This window comes from Arenibacter echinorum, assembly GCF_003259375.1.
GTDB classification, from domain to species: Bacteria; Bacteroidota; Bacteroidia; order Flavobacteriales; family Flavobacteriaceae; genus Arenibacter; species Arenibacter echinorum.
This window is the reverse complement of sequence record NZ_QLLN01000002.1, coordinates 173,301-193,910: the sequence shown is the minus strand read 5'-3', so window position 1 is coordinate 193,910 and position 20,610 is coordinate 173,301. Positions and strand designations below refer to the sequence as shown.

The following is a 20,610-nucleotide window of genomic DNA, read 5'->3' as shown; positions in this document are numbered from 1 at the left end:
TCTTCATTTTCCACTAATATTATATTTTTGCCAAATGGTGAAACAAGAAGACGATTTTAAAAAAGTAATCTCGCATGCAAAGGAGTATGGATACGTTTTCCAATCCAGCGAAATTTACGACGGACTAAGTGCCGTATACGACTATGCCCAGAATGGAGCAGAGTTAAAAAAGAATATCCGTGAATATTGGTGGAAGGCCATGGTTCAGTTGAACGATAATATTGTAGGACTGGATTCCGCAATATTTATGCACCCAACCGTTTGGAAGGCATCCGGACACGTAGATGCTTTTAACGATCCATTAATAGATAACAAGGATTCCAAAAAAAGATATCGTGCAGATGTTTTGGTGGAGGATTATACCGCTAAAATTGAAGCTAAAATAGATAAGGAAGTAACCAAGGCAGAAAAACGTTTTGGAAATGCTTTTGATAAAAAACAGTTTTTGGAAACCAATCCAAGAGTGGTAGGCTACCAAGAACAGATCAATACTATCTTGAAGCGCTTGGGAAAATCCTTGGAAAACGAGGATTTGGTAGATGTAAAAAATCTAATTGAGGAACTGGAAATTGCATGTCCCTTGTCCGGATCAAGGAATTGGACGGACGTAAAGCAATTTAATCTAATGTTCGGCACCAAATTGGGGGCCTCCGCCGATAGCGCCATGGATCTATACCTAAGACCCGAAACTGCTCAAGGTATTTTTGTAAATTTTCTAAATGTTCAAAAAACTGGAAGAATGAAGATTCCGTTCGGGATTGCCCAAGTGGGCAAGGCCTTTAGAAACGAAATCGTTGCTAGACAGTTTATCTTTCGCCAAAGGGAGTTTGAACAAATGGAAATGCAATTTTTTATTCGTCCTGGATCTCAAAAGGAATGGTATGAAACCTGGAAGGAAAAAAGGATGGCCTGGCATTTGTCCTTGGGCCTGGGGGCCGAGAACTATAGATTTCACGATCACGAAAAATTGGCGCATTATGCAGATGCCGCTGCCGATATAGAATTTAAATTTCCTTTTGGATTTAAGGAATTGGAAGGGATTCATTCCAGAACCGATTTTGACTTAGGAAGCCATGAAAAATTCTCTGGCAAAAAATTACAATATTTCGATCCTGAACTTAATGAAAGTTATGTTCCTTACGTGGTTGAAACTTCCATAGGTTTGGATCGTATGTTTTTGGCCGTTTTTTCAAACTCCTTGGTAGAAGAGGAATTGGATAACAACACCACTAGAACCGTGCTTAAATTACCGGCTGTTTTAGCACCCATGAAGGCTGCAGTACTGCCTTTGGTAAAAAAGGATGGTTTGCCTGAATTGGCCCAGGAAATCATAGACGACCTTAAATGGGATTTTAATGTGGTATATGATGAAAAAGATGCCGTTGGCCGTCGTTACAGAAGGCAGGATGCCAATGGTACACCTTTTTGCATTACCGTGGATCATCAGTCTCTAGAAGATAAAACGGTGACCATAAGACATAGGGACACCATGGAACAACAACGTGTGGCCATTGCAGATGTTAAGGCAATCATCCATAAGGAAGTGGATATGAAAAGCTGGCTACAGCGAATGGCTTAATTCCAGAAAATAGGATAATAAAGGTCTAAAAAGTGGATTCATTTGCAGCGGTGAATAGGAGACACTTTTTAGACCATTTCTTTTACAAGCTATACCCCAACCTCAAGCTTCCATAGTAATTCCTGTCGTTTCCTGGATAGTAATATCTAGGCTCAGACCCTCCAAACCCAATGGCATTGATGAGTACGGATTGGGCATAGTTAATGTCGAAGATATTGTTGATTCCAAAAGCTAGATCCAGTGAAAGCTTTTTGCCCAACTGACTTTTGTATCCCAATTTGCTATTCACCACATTATATGCGGAGCTGGATAGGGTATTGGCATCGTTCAAGGGTATTTCCCCTACATATTGATGGGTGGAATTCCAATAAAATTTATTGTTGAATTGGGCTTGTAGGCCAGAATTTAATCTGTGTTTGGGAACCCCTGTCAATGGATTTCCGGAATAATTGTTGTCCTCGTCCACAAAGGTCACAAAACTGTGATCATTGTACGTATAGCTGATAAAAGGCGTTAGTTTAAGCTTTGCACTAATATCCATATTGTAATCTGCTTCCAATTCCAGCCCTTGATGTTTGGTCTTGCCTGCGTTTTTGCCAATGTACTGATCTTCACCGACCCTTTGTGCCACCAATAAATTTTTGATATCCATCCTGTAAATTGCCATATTTAGATTTAATCTTCTATCTAGAAGGCGAAATCTACTGCCAATTTCATAGTTCGTACCCGTTTCCTGGGCAATATCAGGGTTAATTACCCCTTCCGGAGTAAGGGTTTCCTCCACAGTAGGATTGGAAAAACCTCTACTTATATTGGCATAGATTGAATTCACTGCTGAAAAATTGTAGTTGAGGTTTAGGCTGGGAAGAACTATGGCGTCAAAATTCCTTTCCGCACTCTTATTGTCCGTCCCTTGGTTGAATACATCCCTAAAATCGTAATAAGTCTTGTTTACGTTCAGCCCAATTTGGGTAGAAAAAGCTTTCCCGAAAGGGATAAGAAGATTCCCAAAAGCATTGAACTGTCGTCTAAACTCTTTGTTATCTGAAAATTGATCGCCCTGTAAACTTCCTTGTCCGTTATTGTCTTGATATAGATTTTCAAATTGGCTCCATTGGTATTCATCCTTGTATAATTCTGCACCAAAATTGTAGTCAATCTTGGATTCATTGCTAGTCCATGCACCGGCGAACTTTGTCCGGAAACCATAGCCATTGGTGTATTCCTCCAAAATACCAAAAGGCGCGGGTTCGTAATGATCCAAATAGGAATAGAAAATACTGGTCGTATTTTTTATTTTATTGGAAAAGGAGTGGTTTAAGGTTATTCCTGCCAAACTGTATTTGTTATCCTCGTATCCCTTGGCAGATTTCCATGTAAAGGCAGCCTTTGTGGGGTTTTCGTTAAAATCGGTCTCTCCCAAAGAGCTGGGAATCTGGGCGTTATAATCAACATGATTGAAAAGAACGCCAATGTTGGTTTTGGGATTTATTTGGTAATTTAAATCCAAGAGCAAACCTTCACGTTTAAATTTATTGTTTTCCCTGTAGCCATCGGTTTCCAAAAAGCCATAATGTAAGTTGAGCGTAACCTTATTTTCCTTTAAACTAAATTGCAGATTGTTCTTTATTAGATTATAGGAGCCTACGGTAAAGTTGTTTCTAAAATAGGTGGACTCGTTGGTAGGCTGTTTGGAATTTAGCAAAATTGCCCCTCCTAAATTTGTGCCATAATTGGTCGCTTTTGGGCCCTTGATTACCTCCACCGAACTTAGATTTTCCAAATCGAAAGATTCTATGGAGGAGAAACCCGAACCATTAGTTATTGGGATGTCGTTATAGTACAGCCTTAATTTATCCGTCCCGTACAAGGTTCTTGCACCTACCCCCCTGATGGTGATCCTGTTGGTATTTAAAGCCCCGGACAATATATAAACTCCGGATATCTGATTGATTGCCGAAACCATATCTACTGGACTATAGTTCTGAAATACCTTGGTGCCTATAATTTTAGTAGCAATTATGCCATTATCCGTGGCAGAGTGAAGGGAATCCAAAAGGATTATTTCGTCCAATATGGTGATGCTATCTCTTTGGACAGGTTCCTGGGCATTGGATACAAATAGAAAAATTATGGCAAATAGAAAAAGAAAGGAGGATTTCATGAATTAAATATAAGTTTCAAACTTAAGGATTATTATCTGATTTTTTTCCATTCAAATTCCCAAAATCCATAGCTTGGCTCCTTTAAGTCAGGTTTAAATATCAACTATTTTGCTTTGGCTTTTTGGTTACAAAAAACATTGGCTATTTTTAGCCATATTTTGTCAAAGTTGACATTGAAGTGAATAAAGGCACATGAGTCTTCCCTTGCATTTAAGAGGAGTAGGTGTGGCATAAATAAATTTAAATGAAAATTGTTTCTTATAACGTAAATGGAATCAGGGCTGCGGTGAACAAAGGATTTTTGGATTGGCTAAAAACAGTAAATCCGGATGTGGTGTGCTTACAAGAAATCAAGGCCAATCGGGATCAATTGGATCTTGCAGTTTTTGAAGCCATGGGTTACCACTATCATTACTGGTATAGTGCTCAAAAGAAAGGATATAGCGGAGTAGCTATTCTTGCCAAAACACAACCGGACCATGTGGAGTACGGAACTGGAATAGACTATATGGATTTTGAGGGGCGTAATCTTAGAGCCGATTTTAATGGGGTTTCTGTTATGAGCCTTTATTTGCCCTCAGGTACCAATATAGCCCGATTGGATCATAAACTGCAGTATATGGCCGATTTTCAAGACTATGTAGATGATTTGAAAAAGGACAGGCCGAATCTTATAATTTGCGGGGATTACAATATTTGTCATGAGGCGATAGATATTCATGACCCGGTTAGAAACAAAAATGTTTCAGGGTTTTTACCCGTGGAAAGGGAGTGGATCGGAAATTTTATGGATAGTGGGTTTATAGATAGCTTCAGGCATTTTAATAAGGAACCTGATAATTATACCTGGTGGAGCTATAGGGCAAACTCCCGAGCCAATAATAAGGGATGGAGGTTGGATTATGGATTGGTCAGCAAACCATTGGAAAGCCGTTTAAAACGTTCCGTTATTTTGTCACAGGCCGTTCATAGTGATCATTGCCCCATTCTCGTGGAGCTGGAGTAAAGCTTAAGGTCTCACCAAAAAATAAACTCTTAATAACAAAGCGATAGCAGAAAATGAAGTATACCAATCTCCCCCATACCGATATTGAAGTAAGTAAAATATGCTTGGGCACCATGACCTGGGGCCGACAAAATACAGAAGAAGAAGGTCACGAACAGATGGATTATGCCCTGGAACAGGGAATTAACTTTTTTGATACTGCAGAACTGTATCCCATTCCAGCCACAAAGGAGCGATATGCGGACACCGAAAGAATTATTGGCAATTGGTTTAAAAAGAAAAAGAACCGCGATAAGGTAATTTTGGCGTCCAAGATTGCAGGAAAAGCCGAAATGACCAAGTTCATCAGAACCACCGGAATAAACCGCGACACCATTAAACAGGCCGTTGAGGGAAGCCTTTCACGCTTGCAAACAGACTACTTGGATCTTTATCAGTTGCATTGGCCCGATCGGACAACGAATTATTTTGGAAAAAGAGGATATAAGCATAGTATCAATGACCATTGGGAGGACAACATACATCAGATATTGGAAGCTTTAAGAGACCTTGTAAGAGAAGGTAAAATTAGACATGTGGGTATTTCCAATGAAACCCCATGGGGAGCTATGCGGTACTTGGAAGAAAGCAAGGTACATGCCAGTTTGCCAAGAATGATCACCATACAGAATCCATATAGTCTATTAAATAGGCTTTTTGAAGTTGGTTTGGCGGAAATCTCACATCGTGAAAATTTGGGCTTGTTGGCCTATTCGCCTTTGGGTTTTGGTACTTTGAGCGGCAAGTACCTCGGAGGAAGAAAGCCCGAGAATGCAAGGGTTACCCTTTTTCCAAATTACAATAGATATAGTAGTGGGGCAGCCGTCCGGGCTACCCAAAAATATTATGAATTGGCCCAGGCAAACGGCTTGTCATTGGCACAAATGGCACTTGCCTTTGTAAATTCGAGACCATTTCTGACTTCCAATATAATTGGCGCCACCACAATGGATCAGCTTAAGGAAAATATAGGAAGTATAGAGGTGCAATTAAGCGAGGAGGTACTTCATAGTATTGAGGCGATATATAATGAAATTCCTAACCCAGCTCCTTGAGAATATGATAGCGATAAGTTTTTTAAAAGTAGGTTTTTGGCAACTAGGCTTAATTGTTGTGGTCGTGGTTCTAATGATGGTTTTGGCAAGGATGTTCAATTCTAAAAAATAGCGAATACTTAAGGGGGCACTAGGAGAAGAGACTATTGGCTACATCTTCGATCTTGGAGACCAACTGTATTCGGATTTGGGTGTTTTTTAATGTTATCTTGTTATTTTTGGAAACGTAGATAGTGCTGAAACCCAATTTTTCTGCTTCCAAAATGCGCTGATCTATACGTTGTACCGGCCTTATTTCACCAGCAAGACCTACCTCGGCAGCAAAACATACTCCTTTTTCTATGGGAATGTCCTCGTTACTGGAGAGGATGGCCGCGATAACGGCAAGATCAATTGCGGGATCGTCTACAGATATACCTCCGGTTATGTTGAGAAAAACATCCTTCGCCGCTAACTTAAATCCGGCCCTTTTTTCCAAAACTGCCAAAAGCATGTTTAATCGCTTAGCGTTGTAACCGGTGGTAGAACGCTGAGGCGTGCCATATACTGCCGTGCTTACCAGGGCTTGTATTTCTATCATCAATGGGCGCATGCCCTCTACGGTAGACGCAATGGATGTGCCGCTTAATCCTTCATCGTTCTTGGAAATTAGAATCTCGGACGGGTTGTTCACTTCCCTTAAACCGCTGCCCTGCATTTCATATATTCCCAATTCCGAAGTAGATCCAAAACGATTTTTTAAAGACCTAAGGATGCGGTATACGTAATTTCTATCGCCCTCAAATTGCAATACGGTATCTACCATATGCTCCAATATTTTGGGTCCGGCAATGGTGCCGTCTTTTGTGATATGGCCAATGAGGATAACTGGAGTGTTGGTTTCCTTGGCAAATTTAATGAGTTCCGCGGTACATTCCCTTATCTGGGAAATACTGCCTGCAGTAGACTCAATATAATCTGTATGAAGGGTTTGTATGGAATCTATGACCACAATATCGGGCTCCGTGGCTTCGATCTGTTGAAAGATATTCTGGGTTTTGGTCTCGGTAAGGATAAAACAAGTTTCACTATTGGGGTGAATGCGGTCGGCCCGCATTTTAATCTGCTTTTGACTCTCTTCCCCGGAAACATATAAAGTTTTATAGGGGAGTTTAAGGGCTATCTGAAGTAATAAAGTACTTTTTCCTACTCCCGGTTCTCCACCCAAAAGGGTTAGGGAGCCAGGGACCAAGCCTCCGCCAAGGACCCTATTAAATTCCAAATCGTAAGTGTTGAGTCTTATTTCCTTATCGGTACTGATCTCATTGACCCTTAATGGTTTTGCAATTTTTTTTGAGGGATGGGAAGTACTTTTCCAAGATACTTTTTCCTCTTTCTGAATTACCTCTTCCACAACGGTGTTCCATTGCTTGCAGGCTCCACATTGTCCTACCCACTTGGCATATTGTGTTCCACAGCTCTGACAAAAAAAAGCAGTTTTTGTTTTGGCCATTATTTAAATTATGGTTTGCGCTAAGGTAATAAGAAGTTTGAAAATAAGGTAGGGTTTTGAGCACTTAGAATAAAATGATAACAAGTGTATTTAAGGTAAATGGGTAGTGGTATTAATTATCCTCCAACAAGACGTATTATTGGCCATACGTGCAACAACGATGGCCATGGTGTAAATTTTGGCATAGAGGATTTTTAATTTCCCCTATTCATTTAAGCAAAGGTCTTTTTAGTATCCAAAATCTGCTTTGAGGGCATCAATTTTTTCCAAAGCCATTTCTTTGGTAAGAAAATCTATTTCTTCCATACCAAATGCCTTTTCAAAAGTCCGTAGAGCCTTTTTAGGTTCGCCCAATTGCTCGTAATATTCGGCTTCAAAATAAAAGCCCAACATAGTATTTGGATACTCTTTTTTACAGAGATCTGATAAGGGCTTCAGGGATTCAAAATCCTCCTTTTTTCTGGAGGCAGCGTAAATGGCCATAATGTCGTTTAGACTGGTTGTTTTTCTAAAGCCAAATAGATTTTCTATAGAAGCCTGTTTGTCCGCCAAATAATCAAATACAGGTCCAACTTGGGTTAAGATCTTTTCTTTGTACTCTTTTGGACTTATGGGTTTGAACATTCCAAAGATATTGTCGAAGGCTTTTCCAATGCCGTAGGTGGCCACAGAAATATGATCGGCATTCTCATACTGATCAAAGAAATAGCGTAGATTATCAGACTCCATACCTTTTAATGTTTGGTGCATGGCCAATACTCTATTGCTATTTTCACTTTTTTCGCCCTCCAAGATCAATTGGTAGAATATTTTCTTTTTCATCACGGATAATCTGGAAGGTACCCTTGTTTCCATTTCTGGGGCCAAATATGGTGAAATACTGATATAGGCGTTAAATAGGGAATCGTCCTTAAAGAGGTAAAAATTTCCAAAATTAGCAGTGATATCGTATCCCACGAACATTTTAAAGGGAGCCGTACTGAATTTGGTTTCCAAATAGGGAATAAGTTCCATTCCCAAAAATTCGAAGAACAATTTGCCTTTTTCGGTGGGCAGACCGCTATCGGGCTCAAAGCCACAATCCTGATTCCTTAGGTTATTTTTGGATTGATGTACGCCAACTACAATAGCTTCGGGCATGCCGTGGAAATTACTGTAAAATTTTGCATTGGCCACCACTTGATCAAATAGATATTCCCCATCCAGAACAACGATGACCGGATATTTTTTTTCTACGGTATAGGTTTCGGGGAAGTAGTATTGTACATCCCTGCGCTCCTGTAATTTAAAGGATTCGAATATTTCTTGGGTTACTTGTGCATTGCTACCAAAGTAGACGAACAAGGCCAATAGAGTAAAAAAACGTTGCATAGAACAGTATTTGGGCAATAGAAGACTATTTGTTTCTGTTCCATAACGGTAAAATCAGAAAAGATATTGCGCCAAAAACTACTATCATTAAAGTTTGTGAAATCCACATAATCCATCCAAAGGCATCCCCTGAAACCTTACTAATGCCGAAAATTGCCAAGGCGCTACTTACGGCAATGGGGTAAATGCCTATACCTCCATTGGTGGCAGACATGGCAAAGGCTCCTGCCACAAAGGCTACCAGTAGCTGACTTAAGCTTAGGTCCACGGTTTCCAATACCGTATATTTTATTACCCAAAACATCGCTATATAGGCTAGCCAAATAAATAAAGTGTGAAAAACAAAACCCCATTTATTTTTCATTCTAAAAATACTGAGGATGCCCTCCAAAAGGCCTCGCAAAAATGTTTTTAGTTTTAAGGCAAATTTTGATTTTGATTTTTTTACCATATACGTCCCCAAGGAGAGGACCAAAATCCCTGAACCAAGAAGTACTAGCATCAATACAAGGTTAAAACCTTTTTGTTGTAGGAAGTCCCATATAATATCAGTTTGAAGGAAGAGTGCTATGGCAACAATGAGGAATAGCATAACCAAATCGATGACCCTTTCGGTGACTATGGTTCCAAATCCTTTTTGGAATGGAACATGCTCGTAGGTGGCCAAGGCTGTAGCCCTCAAAATTTCTCCGGACCTAGGTATGCCCAGGTTTGTAAAATAGGCCGTTAATATGATCAATATATTGTTGAATAGTTTTGGTCTATAGCCTAATGGCTGCAATAGATAGTTCCACCTTACAGCTCTGGAAAGGTGTGTAAGGATCCCTAAAAAAACGGATACCCCGACCCAAAAAGGATCTGCATTTTTTACGTAATGTATTATTTCCGACCTATCCTCCTCGGAAGTGGAATAATAAGAATACCATACTAAAAAAACTCCCAGCAGTATTGGGAGAATTGTTTTTAGCGTATTCTTAATGGAAGACTTCAAAACTATGTCAATAAATTGGTTTCCTCATTAGGGAAAACCAAGGATGGATTGAATTTCTTGGCCAGTTCAATATCCATAGTAGCGTAGGTTATTAGAATTAATACATCGCCAACGGCTACCTTTCTGGCGGCAGCGCCATTCAAGGTTACCTCCCCGCTTCCTCTGGTTCCGGGAATTGCATAGGTCTCCAGCCTTTCACCGTTGTCGTTATTGACAATTTGTACCTTTTCGCCTCTAATAATATTGGCCGCGTCCATTAAATCTTCATCAATGGTAATACTGCCTATATAGTTGAGGTCAGCACCCGTTACTTTCACGCGGTGTATTTTAGATTTTACTACTTCTATTTGCATGGGACAAAGTTAATCATTTATGCCAATTGGATTTCCAATTTAATTATGGTCGGCATTATGGAATTGGTTTTCAACTTTAAAGGGCAATGTTATCTATAAGCCTAACATCTCCCGCATAAACGGCGATAAAGGCTCTATATTTTACATTTCTGTTTTTTCTTTTAACAGGTTTCAATTGGTCTACATCTGCAATTTTAACATATTCCAAGTTTAGTTTTGGATTGGCGTTAAATTGCTTTTTTACCCAATCCACTGTAAAATTAGCACTTTTCGTGCCAAATTTATGTTTGGCAGCTTTTAGGGTTTTGTAGATAAAACTGGCCTCTTTTCTTAATTCTGTGTCCAACCTTTCGTTTCTGGAACTCATGGCTAGTCCGTTGGCTTCCCTAACAATTGGACAGCCTATTATTTCTATTGGTAACTGGGCTTTTTTAACCAATTTTTTAATGATCTGTAGTTGTTGAAAATCCTTTTCCCCAAAGTAGGCCCTGGTTGGTGAGATTAAACGCAATAATTTTTCCACAATAGTTCCTACACCGTCAAAATGTCCTTTTCTAAATTCACCTTCCATAACATTTTCCAATCCCTCAAAATCGTATGTTTTGGAGATAATTTTACCAGAATATATTTCGGAGGCAGAAGGGGCAAAAACCGTTATCCTATCGGAAACTACTTCTAATAGGGCCAGATCGGCCTCTAAAGTGCTAGGGTACTTGTCCAAATCTTCCTTGTTGTTGAATTGGGTAGGGTTCACAAAAATACTTACCAAGGTAAGGTCATTTTCTTCAACCGACTTTTTAACCAAGGCCATATGTCCCATATGCAGTGCTCCCATGGTAGGGACCAAACCAATTGTTTTGGTTTTTTTATGGGAGTCTAGATAAGACTTAAGCTCCTTTTTAGTGTTAATTAGCTGCATTCGTTTTACTTAAAAGAGAGCAAACTTACTATAATTACTGCTAATCTGCATAATTTTTGTAATTTTGCACTTTCTCTTACTCTATTAATAAAATATTGCTTTTATGAATGGCAAAAAGATATTGTTTGTATCTTCAGAATTAGTACCCTATCTACCAGAGAACGAAGTTTCCTTAATGTCTTACGAAACCCCAAGAATGGTCAATAGCAATGGTGGCCAGATAAGGATTTTTATGCCAAGGTTTGGAAATATCAATGAACGTAGACATCAATTGCACGAGGTTATTAGATTATCCGGGATGAATTTGGTGATTAATGATATGGATATGCCATTGATCATAAAAGTGGCCTCAATCCCTAGAGAGCGTATTCAGGTTTATTTCATTGATAATGATGAATACTTTAAAAGAAAGGCAACTTTTACCGATGAGGATGGAAAATTATTTCCAGATAATGATGAAAGAGCTATTTTCTTTGCCAAAGGTGTGGTGGAGACTGTCAAGAAATTGAATTGGTCCCCGGATATTATACATGTTCATGGATGGTTGGCATCTTTGTTGCCACTCTATCTTAAAAAATTCTATGCCGACGAGCCATTATTTTCCGAGAGCAAGATCATCATGTCTGTTTATGGACAAGGTTTTGATGGTACCTTGGATAAGGACCTCGTTAAAAAGATTGCCTTCGACGGTGTTCCTGAAGAAAGTATAAAAGTGCTTGAGGAGCCCAATTATAATAATTTGTTAAAAGTTGCTGTGGATTATGCCGATGCTGTTATTTTAGCCGCAGAAGATATTCCGGCCGACTTGGAAGACTACATATCCAAGCTCGAAAAACCTGTTTTGCCATTTGTTCCTTTACAGGAGTTTGAGGAAGCTTACGTGAATTTTTATAACACCAAAGTTTTAAAATAATCTAAATGAATTTACTGAACAGATTAAAATTGCCTACTGTGGTAGGTATATTACTTGTTGTGGTCTTGGGGTCCTGTGAGGAGGATTTGACTACTGTAGGTAGTGGTGTAGTAGGTGGCGAACCATTTACGGCCGGTAAGGCGGTTTACGATGTTTTTGCTTACAATAAAAAGATAGAAGCTGTAAGGACCAATAAATTACCTGTTTATCAAATCGGGAATTATACAGACCCAGTATATGGAAAAACTGAGGCAAGTATAACCACTCAGGTACAATTATCCTTTGCCAATCCCAGTTTTGGAAATTATTCGGCAGCGGTGGAAGAAACTGCCGATACAGATTCCAGCACCCTTACCATTAAAGAAAATGAGACGGTGGAAGAGGTTATTCTTTTCATCCCTTTTTTGACAAATCCAAAGGGAGACCTTGACCTTGATGGGGTGGCCGATGCCTACGATGCCGACCCTGAGGATGCCAATAGTGATAGTGATGGGGATACTTTAACGGATATCCAGGAAAAATCGCTTGGTACGGATCCCTTGAACCAAGATACGGACGGGGATGGTATAAATGATAATTTGGACGACGATACTGCAGTGAACAGATTCCCTGTAAAATATGACTTGGATAGTATTTTTGATGCCAATGGAAATATTCCCGAATCGTTTAATTTTAAAGTTGAAAGATCTACTTATTTCTTGAGGGATTTGGATCCCAACACCAATTTTCAGGAAGCGCAACAATATTATTCATCCCAACAATTTTCACCATCCTTTGTATCCGATCTATTGTTCGATGGTACTGTGGAGGTTAAAAATGTAGAAGAATTGATTTTTCAGGAGGACGATCCCGAAACTGAGGATGTGGACGAATCGGAAGAAGCACCAACTAGGATTGCCCCTGGAATTAGGGTAGCCTTAAATGCGGCATTTTTTCAACAGAATATTTTGGATAAGGAGGGCGATTCCGAGTTGTTGAGTCAGGCGAATTTCGCAGAATTTTTCAGAGGTGTCCATTTATCGGTTCCTGATGATGTTTTAGTGTTGTTGGATATAACACGTGGAAATATTACCATAAAATATAAATATGATCGTGTAACCAGTTCTGTGGACGACACCATAATTGAAGGCGAGAATGAATTTGTTCTAAATTTCATTAGGCGTGATACTAGTACTGGATCTGTAATCGGGAATGCCGTAAATACTTTTATCAATGAGGACTATCCCGCTGAAATCACAAACGGATTGGACAATGGGGAAAATGCCTCTAAGATTTACCTAAAAGGTGGGGCGGGAAGTTTTACCCAAATTAAACTTTTCGACGAAATAAATGGAGACGAGATCATTAATCAGATCAAATCCAAGAATTGGATCATAAATGAAGCAAATTTGGTGTTTTATGTAGATCGAAATACTTTGGATGCGGCCGGTAATGTTATTGAACCTTCAAAACTGTATTTGTTCAAGGACAATACCAATGCACCAGTCTATAATCAATTCTTGGAATCAGAAGAGGATTATAACGCTGGTAATTTTATAAACTATGATGGTGGTCTAAATAAGGTAAGCGGTAAAGGGCAGAGTTATAAAATTAAGATTACCAATTACATCAACGACCTAATAGTACGGGATTCTACCAATACCACACTTAATTTGTCATTGACTTCGGACATAAGACTTACAGCCACCGGAAAGGCCATGTTAGCCAATAGTACGGAGGGGGAAGTACCGGTTATGTCCTCTATAAACCCTTTTGGGACAGTCCTTTACGGCGGTGCTAATTTACCAAGTGGTCAGGAGGACAAAAAATTAAAACTCGAAATTTTCTACACCAAAGCAAATTAAAAGCAAGAAAAATACCACTTATAGTGTTTTTACGTTAATTAACTAAAAGATAAAAGGTTTTATATAACAAGGTGCTAACTTTGTTATATAAACCTTTTGTTGGTTACTAACCATTAAACTTAGAAATATGTGTGGAATCGTAGGATATATTGGGCATAGGGATGCTTATCCCATTATTATAAAAGGACTTCAACGTTTGGAGTACAGAGGCTATGACAGTGCTGGGATAGCCTTATACGATGGCAACGAGATAAATTTATCCAAGACCAAAGGGAAGGTAGAGGATCTAAAAAATAAGGCAAAAAGTACCATTTCCCTAGAGGGTAAACTGGGTATAGGCCACACAAGATGGGCAACACATGGTGTTCCCAATGACGTTAATTCGCACCCACATTATTCCAATTCCGGTGATTTGGTAATTATCCATAATGGGATCATAGAGAATTATGATTCTATAAAGAAGGAATTAACAAAAAGGGGCTATACTTTTTCTTCAGAAACCGATACGGAAGTGTTGGTAAACCTTATAGAAGAAGTAAAGCGCAAGGAAGGGGTTAAGCTTGGTAAAGCTGTTCAAATTGCTTTAAATGAGGTGGTTGGTGCTTATGCCATTGCAGTTTTTGACAAGCAAAAACCAGATGAAATAGTAGTCGCCAAATTAGGTAGTCCGTTGGCAATAGGTGTAGGGGAGAACGAATTTTTTATAGCGTCCGACGCATCACCTTTTATAGAATTCACCAATAACGCCATTTATTTGGAAGATGAAGAAATGGCGGTCATTAGATTGGGGAAGGAAATTAAATTGAGAAAAATAAAAAACGATGCCATTGCCTATCCTTCTATCCAAGAATTGGCGCTTAATCTTGAGGAAATTGAAAAGGGCGGTTTTGATCATTTCATGCTAAAAGAGATCTACGAACAGCCTAGGGCCATTTTGGATACCTATCGTGGACGGCTGTTGGCCAAGGATGGGATAATTAAAATGGCTGGGATAGATGATAACCTTGAAAAGTTCTTGAATGCCAATCGTATTATTATTGTAGCATGTGGTACTTCTTGGCATGCGGGATTGGTGGCAGAATATATTTTTGAAGATTTGGCCAGGATTCCTGTAGAAGTGGAATATGCTTCGGAATTCCGCTATAGAAACCCGGTTATAACGGATAAGGATGTGCTTATTGCCATTTCGCAATCTGGTGAAACGGCAGATACGCTAGCGGCCATTAAATTGGCCAAGGAAAAAGGAGCTTTTGTTTTTGGAGTGTGCAATGTGGTTGGTTCTTCCATAGCCAGGGAGACAGATGCAGGTGCCTATACCCATGCTGGTCCCGAAATTGGGGTTGCCTCAACTAAGGCATTTACAACACAAATAACGGTGCTGACCCTATTGGCATTAAAATTGGCCAAGGAAAAGGGAATATTCGATAATAGGAGATTCCATGAGTACTTAAGTGAATTGGAAAATATTCCTTCCAAGGTTGAAAAAGCATTGCTTTCCAATCCTCTGGTAGAAATAATAGCCAATGTCTATAAGGATTCTACCAACTGCCTATATTTGGGAAGGGGTTACAATTTTCCGGTAGCTTTGGAAGGTGCTTTGAAATTAAAGGAAATTAGTTACATACATGCTGAGGGCTATCCTGCGGCAGAAATGAAGCACGGGCCAATTGCCCTTATAGATGAACATATGCCGGTGGTGGTAATAGCAACGAATAAAGGGCATTATGAAAAGGTGGTAAGTAATATACAGGAGATAAAATCCCGAAAAGGGAAAATTATAGCTGTGGTAACGGAGGGAGATGAGCAAGTTAAGGATTTGGCGGACCATGTCATAGAAATTCCAGAAACCTTGGAGAGCTTAACTCCATTATTGACTACTATTCCACTTCAGTTATTATCGTATCACATTGCGGTAATGAGAGGCTGTAATGTAGATCAGCCCCGTAACCTTGCCAAGTCCGTTACGGTGGAATAGATCCTTCTTAATAAAACTATAATGACATCCATAGATGATGGCCGAAAAGGGCCGTTATTTATGGATGTCATTTTTTATTGTCCAATATTTTGTCAAATTTTTATTAAAAAATGTTAAATTTTGAGTAAAAAATACTATGCATGCATAATTTATTTGATTTTCCTATTGTCAAATTAAAAATTGGTGTATATTGGCTACTAGGTGATATCTTACCATTAACTGATACTAATTTAACTCAAAACTTTATGAGATCAATTCTTCTATTATTCTTTTTCATGTTTGGAATGTTGGCGCATTCACAAACGATTATTAAAGGGAATGTGGTGGATCAAAACAATGATCCCGTACCTGGTGCCAACATTGTAATCATGGGCAAAGCCATCGGTACCGTATCCGATTTTGATGGGAATTTTATATTGAACACTAGTGAGAATCCTCCCTTTACCTTAAATATTACCAGTATTGGATTTATAGCTTCTATAGCTAATATTACCCAAAACAATCAGACTATTTCAGTTATTCTAAACGAAGAGCAGACCAGTTTGGATGAAGTGGTAATTTCTGCTTCAAGGACTCCGGAGCGTGTTTTTGAATCCCCTGTAACGGTGGAAAGATTTGGGATTCAGGATATACAGAATACGGCCTCGGCCGATTTCTATGATGGCTTGGAAAATTTAAAAGGGGTCGATGTAAACACTAACAGTTTAACTTTTAAATCCGTAAACACTAGAGGTTTTGCTTCTTTTGCCAATACTCGATTTATGCAATTGGTTGATGGTATGGATAATTCTACTCCGGCGTTAAACTTCCCTATTGGAAACTTAGTAGGGATGATAGAGACAGACGTTCTAAGTGTTGAATTATTACCCGGTGCATCCTCTGCACTTTATGGTGCCAATGCCTTTAACGGGATACTTTTTATGCGCAGTAAAAGCCCTTTTGATCATGAAGGAATTAGTGTTTCCATAAAAAGAGGTGTCACCTCTCAAAAGTCGGCAGGAACTAATCCGTATACTGATTTTGGGATTCGCGCGGCACATAAATTCTCCGATAAATTTGCTGGAAAAGTAAACTTTGGATATTTAAAAGGGACAGATTGGGCTGCAACTAGTGAGGTTGATAAATTCGATCCAACTAGAACAAGAGCTGATTATAACTATGATGGAATTAATATATACGGCGATGAAGTTTCTACTAACATTAGATCTGCATCCGGTGTGGGAATTATTCCAGATGTAGAGGTAAGTAGAACAGGTTACAATGAGCGTGATTTAACCAACTATAATGCTGAAAGTATAAAAGCAGATTGGGGATTATACTATCGTCCAATTGAAGACAACAGCCTTGAGCTTTCTTACGTGGGTAAAGTGGGTACTGGTACTACTATTTACCAAGGAACAAACCGTTACAATATCAATGGTTTTTTTCAAGAGCAACATAAATTAGAAATTAAAAATGACAATTTCTTTTTAAGAGGATATGTTGTAGGAGATAAAGCAGGAAACTCCTATGATATGGTGTTTACAGGGATTAATATAAACAGATCTTGGAAATCTGATGAAGACTGGTTTGGAGATTATATAGCAACTTATGCTGGAATAGAATTGTCTGGTAATCCTTCTGGTTTAACAGATGATCAAAAACATGCACAGGCGAGAGCCGTTGCAGATACGGGTCGTTATCTTCCAGGAACACCAGAATTCGAAGCTGCATTTAATAAAAGTATAAATGATCCTAATTTATCAACTGGTTCAAAGTTTCAAGATGCCTCTAAATATTACCATGCTGATGGTAATTATAACTTTAGTCATTTGATCGATATTGCTGAAATTCAAATTGGAGGATCCTATAGAAAATACAGTTTAAATTCTGGAGGTACAATATACACTGATACTGATGGTCCAATTGATTATTCTGAATATGGTATATATACCCAAATTCAAAAAAAGATTGAACTTTCTGATCTGAAAAGTATAAAATTAACAGGATCAGCACGTTATGATAAATCAGAATTTTTTGATGGTTTCTTATCGCCACGTATTTCTGCTGGTTTCACACTTAATAGAAATCACAACATTAGAGCTTCCGTGCAGACTGGATTTAGAAATCCAACCACACAAGATTTATTTATTGGCTTAGATGCAGGTAGGGCAATTTTAGTTGGTTCCGCACCTGATAATTTGAATCGTTATTCTGATACCTATGATGTAAGTTCAACTGGTCAATTGGCAGGCCAGCCTGCATCAGTAGTGCAAACAGGAAGAGCGGCTTATGAAAATGCCTATTCAGCTCAGTCCGTAGAGACCTTTAAGCTTACTGATAACGTGGCCGATTTAAAGGTTTCAAATCCGGATTTGGTAAAACCCGAACAGGTTACTTCAATTGAGGTTGGGTATAGGGGAAAGATAGATAAACTAGTAGTTGATTTTAGTGCCTATTACAATAGTTATAAAGACTTCATTTCTCAAGAAGTTGTTGATGCACCTTATTATGGTATTGCAGGTGATGGCAACCTCTCTGTAGATGCTATCAGAAACGATGATGTACAGCGCTATAGTGCCTACACTAATACGGATGCAGATGTTAACTCTTACGGGGCTTCTATTGGTTTAGACATGAAAGTACTTGGTAATTTTGATTTAGGGGGTAGTTATACTTTTACAAAGTTGGATTTTGATCGAGAAGCAAATCCAGATGTTATGTTGAATTTTAATACCCCAGAACATAAGTTTAAAGCCAATTTTGGGAATGAAGAATTATTCAAAAACTTTGGCTTTAATCTAGCATACAGATTTAGTGATGATTATTTTTGGGAAGCCACTTTTGGCGAAGGTGTTGTGCCGGAATTCCATACACTTGATGCTCAAATTAGCTACAATGTTCCAAGCATCAAATCTTCCTTTAAGTTAGGTGGAACCAACATTACGGGCAAGGAGTATTTTACTGCCTTTGGTACAGGTTTTATTGGATCTATGTACTACCTATCTTGGACAATTAATAACTAAACTAAAATCAAATCATAATTTGACATGAAAAATTTAAAATATATATTCTTAGCTTCTTCACTGTTTTTATTTACGAATTGTAACGATCCTGAAGATGTAGATTTGAACCCTATTGTGGAAGAGGAGGCAAAACCCGCATTGACTGCTGGTTCTGCTAATTTTTCCAAATATGTAGCTATAGGAAATTCATTTACTGCTGGTTTCACTGATAATGCATTATTTATTGCATCACAGCAAAATTCTTTTCCTAATCTATTGTCACAAAAATTTTCATTAGTTGGTGGTGGTAATTTTTCTCAACCATTGATGAATGATAATTTTGGAGGACTTTTATTAGGAGGAAGTCCTGTTTTAGATCCACTAACTGGAAAAAATCTATTTGGTCCAAGACTCTATTTTTATAATGATTCCAATTCAGCATGCCCTGACTATACTGGCCCTGTTGTTCTAGGAATTGACCCTAACGATACCAGTACACAGGTAACTAGTTCTACAACAGATTTTTTATTAAATAATCCAACAGGACCATTTAATAATATGGGTGTTCCTGGCGCAAAAAGTTTTCATCTATTAGCTCCAGGTTATGGAGCCTTGGCCAACCTTTCCTTAGGCCTAGCAAATCCTTATTTTATAAGAATGGCTTCAAGTTCCAGTGCTAGCGTTTTAGGCGATGCTCTTGCACAAGCACCAACCTTTTTTACACTTTGGGTTGGTATTAATGATGTTTTAGGCTATGCCCTTTCTGGCGGAGACGGATCTAGTGCCATCACGCCATTGGATGGAGCACCTGGAGTTGGTTTCAATCAAACTTATGCAACCTTGATCGGAGCAGTAACGGCAGGTGGTGCACAAGGTGTTGTGGCAAATATTCCAGATGTAACAAGTATTCCACATTTTACAACGGTACCCTATAATCCTTTGGACCCTACTGATGAATGTTTACAAGCTTATACTGATCAAATACCTACATTAAATGGTGTATTTGGTCAGTTGAATCAGGTGTTTGCCTATTTGGAGAGTCAAGGAATTCCAAATGCAACGGACCGACAAATTGTTTTTTCAACGACTGAGGCAAGTGCGGTTGTGGTTAACGATGAATCCTTAATTAATTTATCAGCTCAAATTGCAGGAGTATTGAAGGTAAGTCCTACGTTTCCTGCGTTTGTGCAATCATTTGGTTTGCCAGTTGAAGCCGCGCCAGTGGTAGCCGATCTTTTTGGTTTAGCTTACGGACAAGCTAGGCAGGCTACAGCAGACGATTTGCTGGTATTGCCTAGTTCATCTATTATTGGTACGGTAAACACCAGTTCGGTTGCATTTTTAATGTCCCAGGGACTATCCCAAGCATTGGCTGGGCAATTTTCTGTAGAAGGGGTGTCTTTACCATTAGCTGATAAATGGGTTTTATTGCCAAGTGAACAAGCAGAGATTGCAGCAGCAACGACTGCATTTAATACAACTATCGCAGCAACAGCTACTCAAGCAGGTTTGGGTTTGGTGGACGCCAATGGTTTAATGAACAAATTGGCAGATGGAGGAGTTACCAGTGGTAATTTTATCTTAACGTCTGCATTGGTTAGGGGTGGTGCATTTTCTTTAGATGGTGTTCATCCAACAGCTAGAGGCAATGCTTTGATAGCTAATGAGTTTATGAAAGCGATAGATGTCACCTATGGTTCAAATTTTGAAGCATCAGGTTCTTTATTGGATATAGGGGCCTATCCAACAAATTATTCTTCAACGCTTCAATAAAATGAAGTTAATTTAAACAGATAGATAGCACCTTATTTAAGGTGCTTTTTTATGGAACTGATTTTAAATTTTTGTGTTTAAGTGAAAATCAGCCATTATTTGAAAACTTTTTCATGTTGAATAGCCTAAGCGAAGAAAGGAGAAAACGGTA

14 protein-coding genes are annotated in these 20,610 nt (G+C 38.9%); 8 read left to right on the top strand and 6 right to left on the bottom strand.

What is annotated here, in order from left to right; genetic code table 11:
- Positions 1 to 34: 34 nt before the first annotated feature.
- A complete protein-coding gene (locus LV92_RS04725; protein ID WP_111622506.1) occupies positions 35 to 1,579 on the top strand; it encodes a glycine--tRNA ligase in 1,545 nt (514 codons plus the stop codon).
- A gap of 82 nt (positions 1,580 to 1,661) precedes the next feature.
- Here LV92_RS04725 and LV92_RS04720 read toward each other — a convergent pair whose 3' ends face one another.
- Positions 1,662 to 3,743, bottom strand: a complete 2,082-nt coding sequence (locus LV92_RS04720; protein ID WP_111622505.1) for a TonB-dependent receptor family protein — start codon at positions 3,741 to 3,743, stop codon at positions 1,662 to 1,664.
- A gap of 245 nt (positions 3,744 to 3,988) precedes the next feature.
- Here LV92_RS04720 and LV92_RS04715 point away from each other — a divergent pair, with 245 nt between their 5' ends.
- Together LV92_RS04715 and LV92_RS04710 are read left to right on the top strand one after the other, a co-directional pair.
- Positions 3,989 to 4,750: an exodeoxyribonuclease III gene (locus tag LV92_RS04715; RefSeq protein ID WP_111622504.1), complete on the top strand. Its 762-nt coding sequence runs from the start codon at positions 3,989 to 3,991 to the stop codon at positions 4,748 to 4,750.
- A gap of 53 nt (positions 4,751 to 4,803) precedes the next feature.
- Positions 4,804 to 5,844 carry an NADP(H)-dependent aldo-keto reductase gene (locus LV92_RS04710; protein WP_111622503.1) on the top strand — a complete coding sequence of 347 codons (1,041 nt, stop codon included), beginning with the start codon at positions 4,804 to 4,806 and terminating at the stop codon, positions 5,842 to 5,844.
- 130 nt (positions 5,845 to 5,974) lie between these two features.
- On the opposite strand, the gene radA is transcribed toward LV92_RS04710, so the two are convergent.
- The 5 genes from radA to panC all read right to left on the bottom strand — a co-directional run bounded on the left by radA (position 5,975) and on the right by panC (position 10,970).
- The gene (gene radA / locus LV92_RS04705) at positions 5,975 to 7,336 is read right to left on the bottom strand and encodes a DNA repair protein RadA (RefSeq protein WP_111622502.1); all 1,362 of its coding nucleotides are present in this window, start codon (positions 7,334 to 7,336) and stop codon (positions 5,975 to 5,977) included.
- Between the two features lie 228 nt (positions 7,337 to 7,564).
- Positions 7,565 to 8,707 carry an alpha/beta hydrolase gene (locus LV92_RS04700; RefSeq protein WP_111622501.1) on the bottom strand — a complete coding sequence of 381 codons (1,143 nt, stop codon included), beginning with the start codon at positions 8,705 to 8,707 and terminating at the stop codon, positions 7,565 to 7,567.
- Positions 8,708 to 8,732: 25 nt separating this feature from the next.
- Complete coding sequence (locus LV92_RS04695) at positions 8,733 to 9,698, bottom strand: lysylphosphatidylglycerol synthase transmembrane domain-containing protein (RefSeq protein ID WP_111622500.1); 966 nt, start codon at positions 9,696 to 9,698, stop codon at positions 8,733 to 8,735.
- A gap of 2 nt (positions 9,699 to 9,700) precedes the next feature.
- Positions 9,701 to 10,051, bottom strand: a complete 351-nt coding sequence (gene panD / locus LV92_RS04690) for an aspartate 1-decarboxylase (protein WP_093977447.1) — start codon at positions 10,049 to 10,051, stop codon at positions 9,701 to 9,703.
- Positions 10,052 to 10,127: 76 nt separating this feature from the next.
- Positions 10,128 to 10,970, bottom strand: a complete 843-nt coding sequence (panC, locus tag LV92_RS04685; protein WP_111622499.1) for a pantoate--beta-alanine ligase — start codon at positions 10,968 to 10,970, stop codon at positions 10,128 to 10,130.
- A gap of 103 nt (positions 10,971 to 11,073) precedes the next feature.
- Here panC and LV92_RS04680 point away from each other — a divergent pair, with 103 nt between their 5' ends.
- The 5 genes from LV92_RS04680 (at position 11,074) to LV92_RS04660 (ending at position 20,459) form a co-directional block, all read left to right on the top strand.
- On the top strand, positions 11,074 to 11,883 hold the full coding sequence (locus LV92_RS04680; protein WP_111622498.1) for a glycogen/starch synthase: 810 nt from the start codon (positions 11,074 to 11,076) through the stop codon (positions 11,881 to 11,883).
- 5 nt (positions 11,884 to 11,888) lie between these two features.
- Positions 11,889 to 13,727: a DUF4270 domain-containing protein gene (locus LV92_RS04675; protein WP_111622497.1), complete on the top strand. Its 1,839-nt coding sequence runs from the start codon at positions 11,889 to 11,891 to the stop codon at positions 13,725 to 13,727.
- Between the two features lie 127 nt (positions 13,728 to 13,854).
- Entirely contained in the window at positions 13,855 to 15,702 is a 1,848-nt protein-coding gene (gene glmS / locus LV92_RS04670; RefSeq protein WP_111622496.1) for a glutamine--fructose-6-phosphate transaminase (isomerizing), read from the top strand.
- Between the two features lie 245 nt (positions 15,703 to 15,947).
- A complete protein-coding gene (locus LV92_RS04665; protein WP_111622959.1) occupies positions 15,948 to 18,707 on the top strand; it encodes a TonB-dependent receptor in 2,760 nt (919 codons plus the stop codon).
- A gap of 24 nt (positions 18,708 to 18,731) precedes the next feature.
- A complete protein-coding gene (locus LV92_RS04660; RefSeq protein WP_111622495.1) occupies positions 18,732 to 20,459 on the top strand; it encodes a G-D-S-L family lipolytic protein in 1,728 nt (575 codons plus the stop codon).
- The last annotated feature ends 151 nt before the right edge of the window (positions 20,460 to 20,610 follow it).

Coding starts and splice junctions, on each gene's coding strand:
- LV92_RS04680 (WP_111622498.1), top strand. CDS start 11,074: ATGAATGGCAAAAAGATATTGTTTGTATCTTCAGAATTAGTACCCTAT.
- panC (WP_111622499.1), bottom strand. CDS start 10,970: ATGCAGCTAATTAACACTAAAAAGGAGCTTAAGTCTTATCTAGACTCC.
- panD (WP_093977447.1), bottom strand. CDS start 10,051: ATGCAAATAGAAGTAGTAAAATCTAAAATACACCGCGTGAAAGTAACG.
- LV92_RS04660 (WP_111622495.1), top strand. CDS start 18,732: ATGAAAAATTTAAAATATATATTCTTAGCTTCTTCACTGTTTTTATTT.
- LV92_RS04665 (WP_111622959.1), top strand. CDS start 15,948: ATGAGATCAATTCTTCTATTATTCTTTTTCATGTTTGGAATGTTGGCG.
- LV92_RS04710 (WP_111622503.1), top strand. CDS start 4,804: ATGAAGTATACCAATCTCCCCCATACCGATATTGAAGTAAGTAAAATA.
- radA (WP_111622502.1), bottom strand. CDS start 7,336: ATGGCCAAAACAAAAACTGCTTTTTTTTGTCAGAGCTGTGGAACACAA.
- LV92_RS04715 (WP_111622504.1), top strand. CDS start 3,989: ATGAAAATTGTTTCTTATAACGTAAATGGAATCAGGGCTGCGGTGAAC.
- LV92_RS04725 (WP_111622506.1), top strand. CDS start 35: ATGGTGAAACAAGAAGACGATTTTAAAAAAGTAATCTCGCATGCAAAG.
- LV92_RS04720 (WP_111622505.1), bottom strand. CDS start 3,743: ATGAAATCCTCCTTTCTTTTTCTATTTGCCATAATTTTTCTATTTGTA.
- LV92_RS04675 (WP_111622497.1), top strand. CDS start 11,889: ATGAATTTACTGAACAGATTAAAATTGCCTACTGTGGTAGGTATATTA.
- glmS (WP_111622496.1), top strand. CDS start 13,855: ATGTGTGGAATCGTAGGATATATTGGGCATAGGGATGCTTATCCCATT.
- LV92_RS04700 (WP_111622501.1), bottom strand. CDS start 8,707: ATGCAACGTTTTTTTACTCTATTGGCCTTGTTCGTCTACTTTGGTAGC.